Below are 17796 nucleotides of genomic sequence, written 5' to 3' on the forward strand. Positions count from 1 at the left end.
GGCCGGAACAGCTGCCGGTGAAGCGACTTTGGAGTCCTGCCTGACCCACACCTCAGGACTGCCTGCCACCGGCGGGGGAATCCGCTCAGCAGCCCGAGCGCTCAGTGCTGTACTGACAGGTGGTGATCCACAACCCGAGAACCTCGCCGATCTGATGAACCAACTTCGCCGATCGCGTGTCCGTCATGCCGGGCGCTTCAGCTACTCCAACCTCGCTGCCGCAGCATTGGGCCACGCGTTAGCGGCCGCCGACGGGGCGGACTACCCGACGCTGGTGCGAAACAGGCTGACGATACCGCTGGGGTGTTCACGCCTGCGCGCTCAGCAACCTGCACAGCGAAACCTCCCGCATGACCTCAACGCTGTCACCGTGTGGGGCACTGACCAACTGCCCTGGACCGGGCAAGGCTATGGACCGGCCGGAGGGATCAGGGGAAGCGCCCATGATTTCGCCACGGTCATGTCAACCCTTCTCGCCGATGACTGTGTCTACGAGGATGCTTTCCGAGTGCGCTTCACTGATGACACTAAATCTGTCGCGGCGGGGTGGTTTGTTGAAGACAGATCCGATCGACCGCTGGTGTGGCACAACGGTTACGCCTCCGGATTCGGCGCTCACATGGTGCTGGATCGCCAGCGCCGACGAGGGGCGTTCATCTCGGTGGTCAGCCCGTATCCCGACGCGGACATCGAGCCCGTCGCGATGACAATGCTGGATGCGGCGGTGTAAGCGACATCCTCTGTACGAGGCCACGACGACAGCAGGACGTTCTCGTCAGTGCCCGAGGACCAGGGTGCTGGCAGCAGCCTCAATGACATCGTCGGTGATGGTCTCCAACTCGTTGATCTTCAACACCCGCTTGATCTGGGGGAACAATCGCTCCACTACGCGGAAGTTGCCGCGGGTCAGTCGCTCGATCGCGGCGATGGCTTGCGCATCTGTGAAGTCCTCCGGGTCCAGTTCTCTACCTAGGCGCTTGTAGTGCCGGTTCAGCACGAACAGCAGCTCGTCTTTGCCCAGGGCACGGTAGCGATGAGAGAACCCAAGCCGGCTGAACAGCTGGGGGTAGTGCCGGAAGCGCTGGTCAACGGTTTCTCCGACTAGTGGCGTAATGATCTTCTCGTGTGTGGCAGCAGACCACTTCGAGTGAGGCAGAGGTATCGAAAGGTAGACTGCGCGCATGCAGCAGACTCAGCCACACGTCATATGGATCAATGGTACGTTCGGTTCAGGCAAGACAACGGCAGCGAAGTTGTTGGCACAGAAAGTTCCCGGTGCGGTGATCGTGGACCCTGAAGAGATCGGGGCTCTTTTGAGGCCTGTTCTTCAGCCGGTGGTGCCAGTCCAGGACTTCCAGGAGTGGCCCGCGTGGAGGAAACTTGTGGCGTCTACGCTTAACGCTATCCTCCGGGAGTTGCCGGAAGACAGCCCTATGATCATCGTTGTGCCTCAGACTGTGACGGTGGAGGACTATTGGTCGGAGATTACTTCAGACTTTGATCCATCAATCCGACTCACGCCTGTGGTACTGAACATCGACCCGGTAGAACACCGACGCCGCGCAGAAGAAGACACCGAAGAGCCTAATGCTCTGCAATGGCGGCTGAACAATTTCCCAGTCTTTCAACAGTCGGCATGGCTCCAACGCGCGTTTACCGACATCGACGTTTCCTCGTTAACCCAAGAACAGACGGTCGCAGCTATCAGGGCGGTGGCGTTCCCTCCCGACCGTGAAGCCGTGTGAGGGGCAGGGCACGATCGGATACAAAATCTCATGCCCCTTTGTGTAACGCGACCCCGTTTAAGATGACAGCTTTCGGTGCGATGTCGGGCCTGCACGCCACAGAGCGATCGCAGAACCACGCCATTTATCGATCACATTCACAACCCTGCCACCCAGATAACAACGTAAATTGAATCAATAGCTGCATTGCCCCACGGTATTCACAAGCAACATCTACAACCAGAATGGCCGACAACTTAACACACCCAACTCCCAACCAAGTGCGTCAAGTCATGTCAAAATTTACAAATTCATAAACATTATCAACTCTATTACTTCTAATAGAGTTATTTTAGAGCTAGATGAACACCAACTCTAAATGGTTAGCATTTCACAACAGTCCCATATTTTCCACCCAAACCAGCAGTAAAGCATTGACCATTCTGGGAGTTTCCTGTATATTTACTGATAGAACACAAAATAAGGAAATTTACAATGAAAATTGTATTAAGTTTGATAATGTATTTCGCCATCGCCATTGGTAATGGTTTTTGTACACTTGGACTAAATTATTCTTTTCAACTAAATGACCCAACTGTCTTGCTGTTTGCATTGCTACCATCCATATTTTTTTGGTTCGTTGCAATAATAATAAAGCCAAATGAATAAAATCGAGGGGAAGTTATAAACTTCCCCTCTTTTTCACGCCCAAACACACCCCCTCAGCGCCAGAGCTGTTCCTCCCTAGAGCTGCCCCAGAATTCGGAGAAACTCAGACATGGTGTGTGCGCCTTCCAATGGATTGACTCCATCTTGAAAAACCATAAAGTAGCGATACTTGCTACCTGCCATGTCAGCCCATTTTCGTCCGAGAGTGAGCTTTCGTCGGGAGTCATCGTTCTTGAGCTGCACCCCCTTGGGCTCAACGATAACAACAGTGCCGCTCTCCGTCATTACAATAAAGTCCGGGTAGTGGTTAAGCGGCCCGTTGATACAAAACCCCTTGCGTTCAATATTCCGGTGCCACCAACGAACATTTTCCAAGCTGGAAAAACGGGCAGCGAAGTCCATCTCGTCCTTGTTCATCCGGTCTTCAGCCTCGTAGAGAGAGCCACCGATAAGCGAGCTCGAATGAACGGGTTGAATTACCGCTGGTAAGGAATAAAACTCCCGCACATCAACGCGCCGGGTCTCTATATCCTCGTAAAACTTCTTGAACTTATGCTCTTGAAGTAAACCATGAACTTTCTGTTTGATCTTATCTGCAACAGCATTCGGGTGTTCCTGATAAACCAATAACTCCTCAACACCGAAGGCACCCACCACACGATCAATATACTGTCGCAGATCAGAATCAATGATTGCGTCAATCGGCTTAAGTCGCTGATAAATCGCATCTGCAGCGTTCCTTCTTTGGCCTTCAACACTAAGTTTCGAAAAGTGCTCACGCATGAACCGTTGATCTGCAGCGCTCATGCGAAAAGCCTTGGGAACATCAGAATTATTGCTAACATCTAGGCGATACATTTGCTCATCAGCTGTAGTAAGATCCAAGTCGATATCTTTACTAAGCAAGTTGAAATCTGCCGCCAGAGCTTCATGCCGCAGTAAGTCAAAATCATCGTCACTGGTTGAGAACAAAGCAGACGATGGAGCTTTTATGACGAACTGAGGCAACTTGAGCGTCTTGAGATCGCTGTCGAATTCTCTGTTAACTCGATAAGTTTCCACTACACCTTCCAAGTCTGTAGGAACAAAGATATCTCCTAAGCTGACCGCTTCATCAGCCTCTTGTTCGTATGAGTTTCCTTGCTGCTGCGCTTGTTCCAACATTGCAACGAGACCATCTGACGCTGGAGCTTCGTCAACAGTTTCTTTAGGTTCACGCTTTTCTAAAATTTCTGCGACTTGATTTTCATCGAAGTCCAGGAATTCTTCTACCTCGTCGTCCGACGCTTGTGCCTCCAGAGACGGCAGCTCGGGCTGATTTATTGGCTGTTGGGATTGATTGAAGGTGATTTGTTCTTGATCTGCAGCTCGGAAGTCACGTTTTGAAAAGCCCGCGCTGTTAAGGCCAGAAATGATCTGGTTAAGAGTTGCATTGAAATCATTTGAAGATGTCAGCACATAACTCATGTTCAGCAGCTGACTGCGTTGTTTAGCCGCATGAGGCTGACGCAGCACACGCCCAAGGATCTGCTCAACGTCTACTTGACTAGTCTTGTTTGCTAAGGAAGCGAGGACGTAGGCAAACGGACAATCCCAGCCTTCTTTCAGAGCATTGACGGTGATAATAAAGCGGATTGGGCAATCCTCACTCATCAAGTCCACACCCTTGAGCTCATTAATGTTTGCTGTCTTGATAGCGATTTGGTTATCAGGGATGCCTATCTTGACTAGCTTTTCGCGTAGCTTCTCAAATGATGTAGCGTCCTCACCGGTTTTGGGCTGGGCCTGGAACAAGACGATGGGTCGAATATACCGTCCACTGGTTTTACGTTGCTGCTCGGCTGCGACTTCGAGTGAGTTCCGTAGGTCGATTGCGTCAGTGATTACTTCAGTTTGGTTTGATCGGTTATAAGCGATTACCGGGAGCTTCACCATGTTTTCGCTCTTCAAAGCGAGCGCATCGACATAGGAGATGACGTTGGCTTGTTTCTTCGGAGTCGCAGTTAGATCCAGGATGAAAGCGGGGTTGAAGTCCACCAACATCTTGTGGCTTAGGTCGCTGACTGCATGGTGGGATTCATCGACTATTACGACAGGGTTTAGTTGGTTGATTATTTGGAATAATGCGGTCTTGTCGGCGTTATCGATAGGTTGTTCTGGGGTTCCGAGAGCGGTGGCGAAGGATGCTAGATTTCCGTTAGCTTGGTATGCTTTGCGTCCTTCTTTGCTGCGAGCGCGGAATGAGTCGTATGAGAGCACCATAACCGATAGTTGTTCAGCTACGGTTGCTGGGCTGAAGTTCTTGCCGCTCAGGAGATCTTCCTTTGAGTAAACCTCGACCCGTCCGTTGAAGTCTGCGTTGAGTTTCTGACGGTAGGGGTGAGCGGGGTTCTTTAGGGCTGCAAGGGTTTGGGTGAGAATTGAGTCGGATGGTACGAGCCAGACTACTGCTTGCCTGCGCGTAGTTGGGAGGGCCTGGAATATAGGCTTTATTGAAGCGCAGGCTAGGAATGTTTTGCCTCCGCCTGTTGGGACTTTGTAACAGACGTGTGGTACGCCGTCGATGATATTTTGGTAGCCCTGCATACCATTTTTGCCGACGGCGATTTGGCGAGAGGCCCAGTACGCCGCGAATGATTCACTAAGGGTGGAATGTTCGTTGAGATGGGTGAGGTAGTCAGAGAGATCTGTGATCACCCGTTTTTGGTATTTTTTTAGTTCCATGTGTGTGCTCCTGAGCTAGAGACGGGTGATGTCCCGGGGGATTTTCTTGAAGGTGATGTTGAGGGCTGCTAGTTCTTGGTCACTAAGAAGGCAGGTGTCAGCGTAGATTACGTAGGTTTCAGCCCTGCAATTTTCAGGGAGAGTGGCTAGGTAGTCACGGTTGAGTGTTGTGGCTTTTTCTTGGTCGTAGGCAAAAAAGTAGGAGATATCTGCGGTGGACCGGCCGAGGAAGTCTGAGTGTACAGTTGAGCTGGTGGCGTTGTAGTTTTCCCTGGTTTCGGTAAACCAGATGTACTCTCGTATTTTTTCGAGGGGGACGGCGGGGTTCAGTTCTTCACCAGTGAGAAGAGGCCGGCCTAGCTCATAGTAGGAGAAGGAACCGCCTGTCCCTGATACATCCTGGTCATGGTGGTTTTCTGCGATGACTTGAAGAGAGGTAGAGCCGGTTTTTCCGTTGACAGTAGTGACGAGCTTGGGCTTGCTGACTTTGGTGTAGGTGCCCTGTGCTTCTTCAGCAATTTTGGTTGCTTCGTCAAAAAGTTCTTGGCCTTTTTTGAGGGCTGCAGTGGTGAGTTTTTTGTCGAAGAGAATCTTTGTTTCGATTTGCTGGTTTTTGTAGCCGGTGATTGTTCGTTTGACGCGTTCAGCGGTTACGGTATCTGCGTAGTCACCGAGCTCTACCAGGATGAATGAACGGTTGCCTTGGTCTTTGGCGTTGAGGTTGAGGACTGCTTGGCCGGTGGTTCCTGACCCTGCGAAAGAATCGAGGACGATGTCACCTGGCTTGGTAGCAATGGCTAGTACACGTTCAATGAGCCTGGTGGGCTTTGGGGTATCGAAAGCGACTCGGCCGTCAAAGATAGCGCGGATTTCTTTCTTGGCTTCATCTGTGTGTCCTGCAACTTCATAGGACCAGAAGTTAGTGGGGAGGGCACCACCGACTGAACTGAGGTAGGTTTTACGTGCAACTCCGCCTTTGCCACCTTTCGTAAAGAAAAAGCGAGGCCAAGGGCCACTATCATAAATTCGTTGAGCTTCCTGTTGAGCTTCATGCAACGGCTTTTTGAGCATAATGCCTAGGACATCTTTTTTGATTTCGGCTACGGGTACACCGCAAACCTCTGCACGCTTCTCCGCATCGTTCAGGTCGCGGAGCTCGTAGTCTCCCCAGCCTGAAAAGATTCTGAACATTTCAGTTTGCTGATATCTCCAACAGTTTCCTGTTCCTGGATAGATAAGCTCACCTGTAAAAGGGTGTTGGATGGCATACACCATGCCTTGGTGAGTAGAGGCTCCTGGTGCGAATGCATCAGAGCTACGCCAAGGACTCATATCATTGTCTGGATTCTTATACTTAGCATCCATCTCGGCTGTACGATCCAGCTTGCCAGGATTCCAGCCCGGCTCCTTGGAGTAGACCAGCAGGTGTTCTACCTCTGCGGGAATACCCTTGGAATCGTTGCGGGTGGAGTAGGTACGTTGCCAAGATATATTTGCGACGAAGCAGCGTCTTCCAAAAATCTCGTCACACACCAGCTGGAGATGGGCCAGTTCGTGATCATCGATGGAGATAAATATAGACCCGGTCGGTGCAAGCAGGCGTTGCAGTAAGCGGAGCCTGGGGTACATCATGGTGAGCCACTTGTCGTGGCGGGAGAGGTCTTCGCCTTCCTTGCCGACGACCTCACCTAGCCACTTTTTGATGCGGGGGTCATTGACGCTATCGCTGTAGATCCAGCCCTCGTTGCCGGTGTTGTAGGGAGGGTCAATATAGATACAGTTGATCTTCCCCTCGTACTGGGGGAGTAAGGCTTTCAGGGCTTCAAGATTATCGCCTTTGATAATCATGTTCTTGGAGCCGTTATCATCTTCGCGTTGGCCGGAGTCGTCAAATGAGTATTTACGATCCAGGACACGGAAAGGCACGTCAAGGTGATGGGTGATTACTTTGTCCTTACCAACCCAGTTTAGTTCTGGCATGTCGTGCCTCATTTAACTTTCTACTTCGTTATGGTCATCGTCTACGCAGTTTGAGTGAACCCATATTTCAATCGCTGACCCCATTTCAAACTTCCGTTACGGACGATGCGGTCATAAGAAACAGGGGATCGCGCTGCGAGATCTTCGGGAAGATTAGAGAAATAGTCTTCTTCGCTGGTGTCCATCATGCTCCGGTAGCTTGATTATCTCATGCAGCTAGGAGCCAGCACACATGAGTCTTCAGCGAATCCAATCGCTCTAAGTGCAGGTAACGAGAGAAGACAAGAAACAACCTCATGCTACGCAATTGAGCATCTCATCGTATTGGGAGAAGTAACAGGTTGTCCGTCTGTTTGTCCTCTAGACCGGAGTACATCACGCCGTATCCTTCACTATCAAAGTTTTCCTCTTTTATTGCACTATTGGTGTAATAAAATAGGGTAATATGGGCTACCATCAAGGCCTGAAGATTTTTACGTAAGGTCCTACATCTTAGGCCTATCAACACACAGACCCTTGCATATTGCACCTTTAGTGCAATACAATGAAATCACCCTGACCCTCTTTGGCCCAAACCATTCCGAACCCAATGAGTAGGAGTTCGGGGCCAAAAGTACATATGAGAGAGTGCTTCAAAGCCCATGACCAGCCCTTACTTTCGAACAGCTCGAATTGCCCTCGGACTCACCGCTGCAGAAATCGGTGAGCGAGTAGATAAATCTTTACGCACCGTGCGCCTATATGATTCCGGCAAACTAGATCCGTCCCCTGAAGCCCTATCTGCTACAACTAATCTTGTCTCGGACATGGCCCAGAAGCTAGAGCCTTACATCAATACTCGCAGCGGCAGCCATAGAACCTTCACACTCTACGACTACCAAAACGAAGAGCACTTTCGCGATGAGGTTGGTGATGAATACGAAGGTTGGACACTAGGGCAGTACCGAACTTTCCTGGGGCATCTCATTGTGCTCCTAGAAGCAAAGGGTCTCTCTTATCAGCTTGTTCAGAAGGAACAGAAGGAAAGCTAGGCTATGAGCACGAAGATTTTGGAGTCTCCACTGTCTCCGACGACATTCAAGGCAGCCACTGAACTGCTGGGTTTGAGCGTCGAGCAGGTTGCCTTCCATTTGCAGGTCAGTGAGAACACGGTCATGCAGTGGCGTAAAAAATCTAGGCCAACGCCTCAAGTTACTGAATACATCCTGGGTTGGTTAGAACGAACTGACCAGGATCTCCAGGAAATGGTTACTGCTGCTGAAGAGTCTCACGAGGCTGGTGCTCCGTTTATTGTTTTGGAAACTGCTTGGAGTTCTGAAGGTATCAAGCAGTTGCCCTCAAAGTTTCATGATTACCCAGCGAAGGTTCATATGGCTCTGATTGGGCGTGTGTTTGGTGAGCTTGTTGCACGAAAAATCCCTTGCCGTGTCGAGTATAAGGAGAGGCAGGGGCTCAACAGCCGCAGCGGTGAGCCCGAGCCTAACTTTGATTAAGAGCCAAAGTCTTCTAGGGGGCAACGAATAAAGGGGAGATCTCCTGTGTGGAGATCTCCCCTTTTTCATAAAACCTTGGACTCTAGAAGATCTTGTGAGCACTTCTAGATTCCACCAAACCTCTATCACCTAAGTACCACCAAAGGTGCAGAGTGCATGCTTAGAGCTTGCATAGTCCAGGATAGCGGTTGAAGACAGGGCGGTAAAAGTATGGCAACTCTAATACATCTATTACCGTTATTAGTGTTAGTGAATCTATTGTTGCTAAGTACGTTCTACAGGTTGATTCTGTAGGTAAATTCTCGGCCGATTTTTGCCCCTCTGATAATGATTTTTTGAGCTGCAAGAGTAGCTACTGCTGCACTCACTCGGGGCCTATCGTGATTGATAGACCGGGCAAGTTTTGTAATTGAGACAGGGCGATAGGCATCGCTTTCTAGGTGCTCTATGAGGTATGCCAACACCCTGAATTCTGTGATTTTTAGTGCTGAGTTTTTGAGGATCTTGGCCACGTCTTCACGGCCGATTTGAGCACCTGATTTGACCCCATTAGTTATATCCATATGTTGTATTATACAAACATATTTTTGACTAGCCGCCATATAGCTCCACCAGGTCATCTAGCTATCACTTCCAACCAAGCGCATGCAGGTTTTCATTTAGAAATTTACCCCCTATTACCTCTAATAGAGTTATTGCCCCCATTAGAACCATTGGGCAACAATTTCACCGATATCTAGCAGCACATCACGCACGGGGGGGGAGTGATCCTATCTGCCCCCTCGTGCCTACTCCCTCATGCAGAGTACCTTGAAATCCTCCCAGAAGGCGCTGCTCATATCTTCATCAGATGTTTTGTCACTAATAGAGTTATTGCTTCTATTTCGTTTCCGACGAAGAGCTGATAATCAGACCTGGCAAATCAGATAGAAGGTTACTCGATTAAGTAGGCCATACCCTCCAAGTCACCCATCTCACTTTTCACCCCAGAGACCACCTTCCATCTTTAGCCTGTTTACTCTTGCACGATTCTCAGCAGCAAAGAAACTTCACTTGCGCCAAGAATATAAACAGCAGAGCAAGAAGATGAAGGAATGAGATAGTTGCACTGCTCTTCTTGACCCCCTTGTTTTGATTCATCAAGACCCTGAGCCCTCGAAGAGGACAACTGGGGAAGGGGTAGTGACGCTATTCAAGTGCCTCAAGGGCTGACAGGTGGGTTCAAACTGAATCAGACACACGGGGCTGAAGCACGCGGAACGGGGGGTGCATTAGGGGTATTTTTCAGGGGTGCCTGTGGGGTATTTTGGTATATTTTTGAGATATTAGGCTTACCGTTCGAACAAGTTCTCTCAGTAAGCCTAGCATATCGAAAAAAATTGAGTACCCCTCCTTCGGTGTGTCTCAATTTTTTTCATCAGCGTTGGTTGTAAATTTACAACTTTCGGTGCTATTGTGGTTGTAAATTTACAACTATTGAAGGGAAGTATCATGCGCCCCACACCATGGAAACCCCGCCCCATTCCCACCGCATTCATGGACTATGAAACCGGACGAGGAGTACTCTCCAACGGGCAACCATTTACACCCAAAATTAGCCCAAGACGCCAAAAGCCAACCCTGGCCGACAAGCTCGACACCGTAGCCAACCTCCGTATCAACGGCCAAGAAATCAAACGGATCCTCTTCACAGGAAAAATCCCCACCGCCGAATCCAACGGCCGTCACTGGCTTCTTGTCCAAACCCCCGGCTGGGAAACCTACCGAGGACACTGGCTCGGCACACCCCCCACCGGCCGCTTCGACCACACACTCACCCGCGCCCGCATAGACGTCAAAGTCGCCAAAGAATGGTTCGGAGACACCCCCCTAACACCACAACAAGCACGCGACGCATGGGATGTCTGCGAACGCATGTTGGGGGAATTTTTTCGGAATGATTTGGAGGGCGCTTCTCCGATGATGATGACTCCTGCTGCTACTGGTCATAATTTGTGGGCGCTTACTTTGCCTCCGAATTATGATCCTCCGTTGTTGGAGGATGATGTTGCTGAGCAGTTGCATGCAACGAGTACGCAGCACCATTTGGATCATTTGGTGGCGGGGGAATCGTTGCCGGATCATCCCGATGTGGTAGCGATGATTGACCCTAATATGTCTCCAAAAATAAACAGTTTTTCGTATGTTGATGGTCGGTTTATGTATGCGTCTTTGACTCGTGCTTTGGGGATGGCTCCGGGGGTACGTTTGAATCGGGCTCAGTGTTGGGAGTTGATGGAGGAAAACCCCTATGTGCGAGCTCGCTTCTTTATCCGTTTTACAGTTCCTGCGAACTGGAATCATGTGGGTATTTTCGGTGTTCCTTTTGAGAGTGCATCGCAGGGTTGGTATTACCCGAATCGGCCGGGTGCTCGTGGTGAGTGCTGGGCTGATGCTTCGGAGATTTTTGTGGCTCGGAAGTTTGGTTGGGCTATCGATTTTGTAGAGGGAATTGTCTTCAATCAAAAGCGGTACTCTTCTCGCAAGAGGTTCGAGAAGGGCTCTGATGTAGCTACTCGCCGGGTAGTGGATATCGCCCCGCTAGATACTTGGAGTGAGCGGTTGCAGAAGGCTCGTCAGGTTGCAGCTAACTATCCGGATTTCCCTCCAGTGATCCGCACTGCGATTGGTGCTGCTTTGCGTGCGATTTTGATTCAGTCGATTGGTGCTTTTGCTTCTCGCGGGCGGGGCAAGACGGGCATTACATATGACCCGAAGATGATTCCGGTTGAGTATCAGGGGTCGGTGGTCCAGAAGGGCAAAGCGTTTATCTATGAAATTCCGCAGGCCTTAGATAACCGCATGCGGGCCTATTATCACCCTGAGCTTGCTGTGCAGGTATGGGGTAGGGGTCGCGCGAAAGTACTGCACCATAAAGCTAACGGTTTTGATTGTGGCGCTTTGACTCTGCCAGGCAACAGCATTATCGGTATTAACGGTGACGCGATTTATTCAACGGAGTTACCTCGCTGGGCTCTACCTGTGGAGCATGGAGGGGCGGATGATGGAAAAGCCGGCCGGATTCGTGTTCAAGGGTTTATTGATTCGCCGGTGAAAACTCCTGAATCACGGGCAGCCCGCGATAGGCTTCGAGACCGGGCGCAGAAGGCTGGGTTTGATGCAGCGAACTTCTCCGATGAGTTCCTACCGATTGATGATCTAGGTGCTCACTACGCAGTTTCCGAGGAGGATGAGTAATGCCAACGTCATTAGAAGGACTCACAAACGCTGAGACGGTCCTTGCTATCAAGCAAGAGTACGGAATGACCTGGGATGATCTGGGAGCAGCCATCGGCCGCTCAGGCCGTATGATGCGTAAGATTGCCCGCGGAGAGACCAGCGGCGAGTCCTACATGGGAGCCCTGAAGGAGCTTCATGCTACCGGGCGAGTAACGAAACAGCCTCCACGTCGTCGCTCTAAGGATGGCGCTCTGGTGAAGGTCCGTGCTCGTAAGGGCAGAATGACGACCCCCTCAGATACCAAAGCAAAAATCGTTGGCAAGGCAACGCCGAAGGCACATCGGCTCAAGATTCACCCAACGCAGCATTTGGCAGACGGTGGCAAGATCGACCGGATTGAGATGCCCCACACTAAGACCGCCAAGGGAAGAATCAAGGGCTGGAAGCAATTCACCGATAACCTCCGACGAACCACCAAATCTCAGAGCAGAGGAGATAAGCGCGTGAGGATCCGCGTTACCGCAAAGACCTCTGATGGGCAGATTCGCGAGTTCAATATCGGCTCAAAGGGCGGCTACCACGCCTCCGACGTCCTGGCCGACATCAAGAAGGACCACGGGGGCAACCCTGAATCATGGATCAACAGCCAACTCGACGCCGTCTACGCTGACTCCAGCTTGCAAGTAGTAGGGGTTCAGCAGACCGAATTTGACGCTACCCGCGCAAAAGATATCCGAAAGCTACAAGATACCGAGAACACCCGCCGCGGTGCAGGAAGGCGATCATGGGCAAGCTACCTCTAAGCGAAATGCGAACACAGATTCTAGAGCTCTGCCAGCAAGAAATCACTGATGAACAGTTTGCTCGTGAGTTAGTTGGTGCGGATTTCTTTAAAGAACTTCTAGAAACTGGTTCTTGTGATAGCAAACAAGCAGCTGAGATTCTTGGATATAAATCAAAGAGATCTGTTGAATCCATGTCTCAAAAATCTCCTCATTTTCCGATTCCTTTATCACGAGGAACACTATGGAGTATCTATAAAATACAGCAATATATGAATACCCATGGCAGGAGAAAAGACTAATTGTAGTATAGCTATACAAAAATCAGGGAAAGGCGTTCCTTTCTTAAGCTATAAAATGTGGTATTTTCGGCGCGACACTCCAATCAGGTCTAAACTCCCATTTTGCACCAAAAGAAATAGGAAAAAGTTTAGGTGAAACAACCCTGTAAGTAACGATTGGATCAGGCGAATCAATCTGAAATGAAATTGGCTCAAATAAATGTATTGCAGAATCTATGTCATTCACGGAAGCAGGAATGCTATAGTCGATAGGCGCAGAGGAGCTAGACAAAAAATTCCAAGCGGTTCGATTAGGATCATATGCATGAAAATGACCGTGGTCAAGGGGCGTTACAACCTCATCAACTGACATTGGAGAGAATTTATTTTTAGATGATGGTTTTCGATAAATAGATATTCCAGATTCTGCCTCATGCAGCGCTTTATTCACCGCTGTTTCCCAATTAAGCGAGGCAGAAGAGCCAAAAGCAAAGGCTGGGAAATGTACAGAACTTCCAATTGCAACACCTGCTACAAGGACGCCCTCCATACTATAGTCGAATAGATGTAGTTCATAGCCTTGATTTTCCCAGTATTCACGGCGATTCAATACATAATTTGAATAATTCTCTTCAGGAACTAAAATTGGACACTTTTGCTTATGCCAAGACTCGAGAACAGCATGGCGTTCTATTAGCTCTAAAAATGCCCCTTGTATTGCCTTGGATTTTTCTATATGTGATGCAACTCCAGAAGAATTGCTAGTAGTAAGTAAGGGCCTATTGATATCGTTAGAGGAAAGCGGGTAATAAATAAGTTCAATAGGCAAGTAAAACTCTAAATTATCAATCAGCCGATTCCCTTTAACCCATTCTACTGGGAATGATGGGTCGAAACTCATAAGACTGGGGGTCGAGTCTATTTGGGTTAGGCTCATATGCAAAAATGATATGGCATCAAAATTAGGATTAATTTTACAGGCGGGACCGAATTTATCGATACGAACCAAAGATGATGAATAACGCTCTACACATTCGATGATAGCTTTGGTACGAGCTGCAATAGTTGATGCAGCAGTACCACCTTCGTAATGTTTTTCAGAAATATCTTTGTTATCTCGAATCGAGGCTAAGGCTTGATGAAATGATAGATCTCCTACTTTTGATATATAAGTAATGTCACCGGCTGATTCGATTAATTTTTCCTCCCCGACAAATAGATCATCTAGCAGATTATGCAAATTATCGAGGTTTAAGTCATCAGCACTATGATTTAACTTATGCCCAATTGCGACACATATTATGGCTCTCATACTAGAATTATTTAAGCCAAATAGCAACGAATTAAGTGCGGTGTCGTCATATCCACCAAAAATTAGTGTACTAAGACCAATACCTTCAGCCTTATTTAGGATTCGTTCAGTGGCTATTCCTGATTCGATCAAAGTATATCGCCATCCACGATTAGAGTATTTCAAAGGCTGACGTTCTACATCGCCTGAAATAACAATCACGGCAGGAGCATTATAGATGCCATCCTCACGGTTTAATGCGAAAAGAACTTCTTCAGGACTAACTCTGCCAGCTGGTATTATCTCATTTTTTATCGATGAATAATGATATACTCCAGGTTCTAGGTTACCAATATTTCTATTCAAAATAATAGATATTCTAATAGGATAAAGACCGCCAGCAGAAGGCGGTCGGTTCGTCGCGCTTCGTATGATAACAGCTAATTCGTGCAATGATATAGATTGATCGCTGAAGGAACGACAAGATTCTCTGTTAGACGCCTCTTGGGGGACATTCTCGAGAGAATAACCTTCGCCATTAGGTTGCCATCCAGGCATTTTCTCATAAGAAATATATGATTTACGCTCCATATCGGAAGAAAATATAGACGGATTATCCGAATGATACATAAAGTGTTTATAGAGAAATTTAGAATCTGATACAATACCAGAGTTAACTAGATCTACAATAACTTTATCTACTTTGTTTTTCTGCGCGCCGGTCTCACTCACTACATCATTGGATATCTCTTCCGCAGTCTTTAACCCGTTACAGTGTTTGAGTATGCACCAAATTAAATCAACGTCTTTCTCAATCAAAAACGTTAGCCCATTTGAATTAATTTCAATTGCTCCGTTATTGGATACAGCAGGAATTGCATAGACCAATTTTTCAGACATTAGAATAAATCCTTTCAATTAGATTTCAGTAAATATGAAACTTTTATTTCATCTACATATAATTAAGATCCATGCGAATACACCACGGGCACCAAGGGGATGAATTTTCGTTAAGTGTCTGACAGTAGCTTCAAATAGTAATTCGATTATTAATACTAATCAAATTATGTATGTTCTTTCAGGGTCATTAAGTGGAATGCCCTAACGAAAAACTGGCCCCTCTTCACACTAATTATAGTTTTATATAAATTAATGTATAGCAAGAAATAGCAGGGCATTTACAAATCATCGTAAACGCCCTGCCATTCGCCTAATTACTTCGGAGGTAGCGCATGACAGCCTCCGCCGCCACCGCCGTTACAGGATGATCCTCCATTTCCACACTTTCCAATAATTGATCGTGTGTTTTCATCCAGACGAACTTTTACAGATAACGTTGTAAGGTTTTCAATCGTAAACATAATTGAATCTCTCTTCTACGAACTATTTTGGCCTCTAGGATATTTTTTGTTAATTTTCTGGACTAGTAAAATCACAGCACGAAGTACAGTTAGGTGATTCACCCATTACTGCGTTATCTGTTCGCACGGAAACAGATAGTGTAGTCAATCCTTCAGATAAGAACATGGTTGCCCTTCTTCCCATTTTTAGATATGTCAGTGTTAGATAGACTAATACTTAATTCCTCTTATTGTGAATCAAGCAGTAACAATGACCGTTTGAAGTAACAAGGTGGTGAAAATCTGCTTCATTAAGCAGGTAGCTCTCAGTTTTCTCTCCTGTATCAGTTTCTCTCATCCATACTCCTTTGTATCTCGGTATATACTTACAGTACTGGGAAGCTGAGACGCAGGACAAGAGTAATGCTCTCCAGCTTAAGCATTTATCTTGGAGAGATGTCTGTATGGATGCCACGCAATACGCTTTGTGGACGAAGAAAGTCCAAGAGACTAGAAGGGGCAATCAAGCCTGGGAAAACCGAGTGCGGGCTTACAAAGCCATAGCTGAATATTCTGATTCTTTAACTATATCTATAGAACATTTTTGCAGGGAATCTGGTTATGCTAGTTCAACCTTTTACAATTATTTTAAAAATGGATTTGCTAAAAATATACTCTCCGATGTAACCGAAATATCATTTACAACAGAAGATATTGCTGTTATTGAAGCAAAAGCTTACTCATTACACCAATTTTTGATTGGTGTAATAGATGAATCTAATTCATTAAAAGCTAGTACAGAAAATATAATTATAAGTCTGGGAATGGCAGTCTCAGAATGGGCTCTATGCTACCCTAATCTTGCTATTGTAGGTATTAATAAATACAGAACTCCTCTCATCATTGAGACAATCTCGAGTTTCATCCCTTCACCTCTTTCTAAAAAAGATAAAAAAATTTTATTAGATTTAATTAATGAAATAGTTATCAGTTCATTTTCACGCTCAATAAATATACCGTATTACGGATTTGCCACAACAGATTTCAATGAATGGGCGAGTCAATTTAGACAGAGAATCACAGCTGAGCAGTTGGCTACCAATGCCATAACAGGGTTCTTAGTAGATTTCCTAGATGGATCTGCAACATCGGAAGAAGCCGAAAATGTCCTTGCATACTGTAAACAAGCAATAGATACAATATTGTTGTATAGGAAATGATATGGATACTCTTCAAGGAATTTTAACTGGGCGATACTTAGCTATCAAAACTTCTTATGATTCAGGAAATTATGATAGCGATAAAATTTTGCGATCAGTCAGTATTTTAGTTAGCGATGTTGAAAAAAAATTACCTTTAAACTGTAAACTGTACTGGCGCACTTTGATTCTTAGAGAAAAAATACTATCACATACTCGTGAATATAAAGATTCTCTCAAAAAATTTGAAGAAATATACACTGTAGTGAGTAATGAATTTGGCGCGGATTCTGATATGGCTTGTCAATGTATCGAATCTATCGCACTATATGCTAGGAGAGTCGGTAAATACAACTATAGCATTAGCGTCTCCCGAGAGCAGGTTAGAATTCTTAAAGAATTCAAGCCAGAAAGTTATTCTTTATCTGTTGCACGTATTAATCTTGCTGTGGCTTTATTTAATAAAGGGTTGGACGCATACCTTGATGAGGCTGAAGATATTACTAGGAGTGAGCTTGAGTTTCGTACTCGTATGTGGGGAGAAGAGTCTCGACCTGTATGGATAGCTCAAATTACATTATCTAATATCATTTTGACCCGAATTGAATTAGGGTTATCTGATTCCTCAAAAGTTTTACCCCAAGCTGAAGATGCAATGAGGATGTCATATAGTGTTCTTAGTGGTAGAAAAAAGGTTTTTGGCATTAATTTTGCAGGGACAGTTCGAGCTGGCAGAACTTACGCCCGAGCACTTTTAGCACTAAGAGAATATGATAAGGCCTTGTGGATACTTAGGGACATTGAAATAAGGTCTCGTAAACTAAATTTACCATACTACGACGTCACACTTGTATATTATGCAAAGGCCTTGTGGAATTCTCCCACTGCTAATGCTAAGAAAGAGGCCTCCGAATTAGCAGATAAAGCATTATCACTAGTTGAAAATAACCATAGTGCAAATCATATCAAATATTCTCTTGCCAAAAAAAATTTGGAAGGAATAGCGCATAAAAATATACAGTAATACGTAAAACCTGTTTCTGTGTTATAAATAAAATATATTTTTCTTATCCTATTGACTTTATTTTATTTTC

13 protein-coding genes and 1 pseudogene are annotated in these 17796 nt (G+C 46.8%); 9 read left to right on the top strand and 5 right to left on the bottom strand.

The window, feature by feature from the left end; translation table 11 throughout:
• A partial coding sequence (locus HWU94_RS11075) for a serine hydrolase domain-containing protein (protein ID WP_185174882.1) occupies window positions 1-730 on the top strand: 730 nt, incomplete at its 5' end.
• A gap of 45 nt (window positions 731-775) precedes the next feature.
• On the opposite strand, the pseudogene HWU94_RS11080 reads toward HWU94_RS11075, so the two are convergent.
• Window positions 776-1090, bottom strand: a pseudogene (locus tag HWU94_RS11080) (ATP-binding protein); the annotation flags it as partial.
• A 91-nt stretch (window positions 1091-1181) separates the two neighbouring features.
• Between HWU94_RS11080 and HWU94_RS11085 the strand changes: the two are divergent.
• Window positions 1182-1745: a hypothetical protein gene (locus tag HWU94_RS11085; protein WP_185174883.1), complete on the top strand. Its 564-nt coding sequence runs from the start codon at window positions 1182-1184 to the stop codon at window positions 1743-1745.
• Window positions 1746-2468: 723 nt separating this feature from the next.
• Here the strand turns inward: HWU94_RS11085 and HWU94_RS11090 are convergent.
• Window positions 2469-5117 carry a DEAD/DEAH box helicase gene (locus HWU94_RS11090; RefSeq protein ID WP_185174884.1) on the bottom strand — a complete coding sequence of 883 codons (2649 nt, stop codon included), beginning with the start codon at window positions 5115-5117 and terminating at the stop codon, window positions 2469-2471.
• 15 nt (window positions 5118-5132) lie between these two features.
• Window positions 5133-7097: a site-specific DNA-methyltransferase gene (locus tag HWU94_RS11095; protein WP_185174885.1), complete on the bottom strand. Its 1965-nt coding sequence runs from the start codon at window positions 7095-7097 to the stop codon at window positions 5133-5135.
• Window positions 7098-7738: 641 nt separating this feature from the next.
• On the opposite strand from HWU94_RS11095, the gene HWU94_RS11100 reads away from it, so the two are divergent.
• Together HWU94_RS11100 and HWU94_RS11105 are read left to right on the top strand one after the other, a co-directional pair.
• A complete protein-coding gene (locus HWU94_RS11100; RefSeq protein WP_185174886.1) occupies window positions 7739-8128 on the top strand; it encodes a DNA-binding transcriptional regulator in 390 nt (129 codons plus the stop codon).
• Window positions 8129-8131: 3 nt separating this feature from the next.
• Window positions 8132-8590: a hypothetical protein gene (locus HWU94_RS11105; protein WP_185174887.1), complete on the top strand. Its 459-nt coding sequence runs from the start codon at window positions 8132-8134 to the stop codon at window positions 8588-8590.
• A 275-nt stretch (window positions 8591-8865) separates the two neighbouring features.
• Here the strand turns inward: HWU94_RS11105 and HWU94_RS11110 are convergent, their stop codons facing one another.
• The gene (locus HWU94_RS11110) at window positions 8866-9210 is read right to left on the bottom strand and encodes a helix-turn-helix domain-containing protein (RefSeq protein WP_185174888.1); all 345 of its coding nucleotides are present in this window, start codon (window positions 9208-9210) and stop codon (window positions 8866-8868) included.
• A gap of 871 nt (window positions 9211-10081) precedes the next feature.
• Between HWU94_RS11110 and HWU94_RS11115 the strand changes: the two genes are divergently transcribed.
• The 3 genes from HWU94_RS11115 to HWU94_RS11125 are packed head-to-tail and all read left to right on the top strand — an operon-like array spanning window position 10082 to window position 12893.
• Complete coding sequence (locus HWU94_RS11115) at window positions 10082-11827, top strand: hypothetical protein (protein ID WP_185174889.1); 1746 nt, start codon at window positions 10082-10084, stop codon at window positions 11825-11827.
• Complete coding sequence (locus HWU94_RS11120) at window positions 11827-12612, top strand: hypothetical protein (protein ID WP_185174890.1); 786 nt, start codon at window positions 11827-11829, stop codon at window positions 12610-12612. Before HWU94_RS11115 ends, HWU94_RS11120 begins: the two co-directional genes overlap by 1 nt.
• Entirely contained in the window at window positions 12594-12893 is a 300-nt protein-coding gene (locus HWU94_RS11125; RefSeq protein WP_185174891.1) for a hypothetical protein, read from the top strand. Before HWU94_RS11120 ends, HWU94_RS11125 begins: the two co-directional genes overlap by 19 nt.
• Before the next feature lie 43 nt (window positions 12894-12936).
• On the opposite strand, the gene HWU94_RS11130 is transcribed toward HWU94_RS11125, so the two are convergent.
• Complete coding sequence (locus HWU94_RS11130) at window positions 12937-15063, bottom strand: YcaO-like family protein (RefSeq protein ID WP_185174892.1); 2127 nt, start codon at window positions 15061-15063, stop codon at window positions 12937-12939.
• A 904-nt stretch (window positions 15064-15967) separates the two neighbouring features.
• Here HWU94_RS11130 and HWU94_RS11135 point away from each other — a divergent pair.
• The gene (locus HWU94_RS11135) at window positions 15968-16723 is read left to right on the top strand and encodes a hypothetical protein (protein WP_185174893.1); all 756 of its coding nucleotides are present in this window, start codon (window positions 15968-15970) and stop codon (window positions 16721-16723) included.
• Window position 16724: 1 nt separating this feature from the next.
• Entirely contained in the window at window positions 16725-17726 is a 1002-nt protein-coding gene (locus HWU94_RS11140; RefSeq protein ID WP_185174894.1) for a hypothetical protein, read from the top strand.
• Window positions 17727-17796: the final 70 nt, after the last annotated feature.

It is taken from the genome of Rothia nasimurium (assembly GCF_014217215.1).
GTDB classification, from domain to species: Bacteria; Actinomycetota; Actinomycetes; order Actinomycetales; family Micrococcaceae; genus Rothia; species Rothia avistercoris.

Excerpts from the sequence above, each read along its gene's own strand:
- HWU94_RS11115 (WP_185174889.1), top strand. The coding sequence starts at position 10,082 with ATGCGCCCCACACCATGGAAACCCCGCCCCATTCCCACCGCATTCATG.
- HWU94_RS11140 (WP_185174894.1), top strand. The coding sequence starts at position 16,725 with ATGGATACTCTTCAAGGAATTTTAACTGGGCGATACTTAGCTATCAAA.
- HWU94_RS11130 (WP_185174892.1), bottom strand. The coding sequence starts at position 15,063 with ATGTCTGAAAAATTGGTCTATGCAATTCCTGCTGTATCCAATAACGGA.
- HWU94_RS11120 (WP_185174890.1), top strand. The coding sequence starts at position 11,827 with ATGCCAACGTCATTAGAAGGACTCACAAACGCTGAGACGGTCCTTGCT.
- HWU94_RS11100 (WP_185174886.1), top strand. The coding sequence starts at position 7,739 with ATGACCAGCCCTTACTTTCGAACAGCTCGAATTGCCCTCGGACTCACC.
- HWU94_RS11110 (WP_185174888.1), bottom strand. The coding sequence starts at position 9,210 with ATGACCTGGTGGAGCTATATGGCGGCTAGTCAAAAATATGTTTGTATA.
- HWU94_RS11135 (WP_185174893.1), top strand. The coding sequence starts at position 15,968 with ATGGATGCCACGCAATACGCTTTGTGGACGAAGAAAGTCCAAGAGACT.
- HWU94_RS11095 (WP_185174885.1), bottom strand. The coding sequence starts at position 7,097 with ATGCCAGAACTAAACTGGGTTGGTAAGGACAAAGTAATCACCCATCAC.
- HWU94_RS11085 (WP_185174883.1), top strand. The coding sequence starts at position 1,182 with ATGCAGCAGACTCAGCCACACGTCATATGGATCAATGGTACGTTCGGT.
- HWU94_RS11090 (WP_185174884.1), bottom strand. The coding sequence starts at position 5,117 with ATGGAACTAAAAAAATACCAAAAACGGGTGATCACAGATCTCTCTGAC.
- HWU94_RS11125 (WP_185174891.1), top strand. The coding sequence starts at position 12,594 with ATGGGCAAGCTACCTCTAAGCGAAATGCGAACACAGATTCTAGAGCTC.
- HWU94_RS11105 (WP_185174887.1), top strand. The coding sequence starts at position 8,132 with ATGAGCACGAAGATTTTGGAGTCTCCACTGTCTCCGACGACATTCAAG.